Raw genomic sequence first — 353 nt, 5'->3', positions numbered from 1 at the left:
GCGGTTCGATTGGCATTTTTCGTATTAGATATGAAAGAAGATGATGTGTTAGGTTTTGCGAAAGCACTTGTAAATGCGAAGCGAGATTTAGCGTATTGTTCTGTATGTGGACATATTACTGATCGTGATCCTTGTTATATTTGTAATGATTCGCATCGAGATCAATCAGTTGTTTGTGTCGTGCAAGAACCGAAAGATGTAATCGCGATGGAAAAAATGAAAGAGTATCAAGGTGTATATCATGTGTTACGTGGTGCGATTTCTCCTATGGAGGGAATTGGACCGGAAGACATTAATATCCCGCAACTCTTAAAGCGACTACATGATGAAACGGTACAAGAAGTAATATTAGC

Annotated in this window: 1 pseudogene; it reads left to right on the top strand. The window is 38.8% G+C overall.

Annotation, left to right across the window (positions count from 1 at the left end):
- Window positions 1-353 (top strand): annotated as a pseudogene (recR, locus tag SB717_RS34260) (recombination protein RecR); the annotation flags it as partial.

The sequence above is a fragment of the Priestia sp. SIMBA_032 genome (genome assembly GCF_046535215.1).
Taxonomy (GTDB): Bacteria; Bacillota; Bacilli; order Bacillales; family Bacillaceae_H; genus Priestia; species Priestia aryabhattai.
The sequence above is the reverse complement of the archived record's forward strand: the minus strand, read 5'-3'. Positions and strand labels throughout refer to the sequence as shown.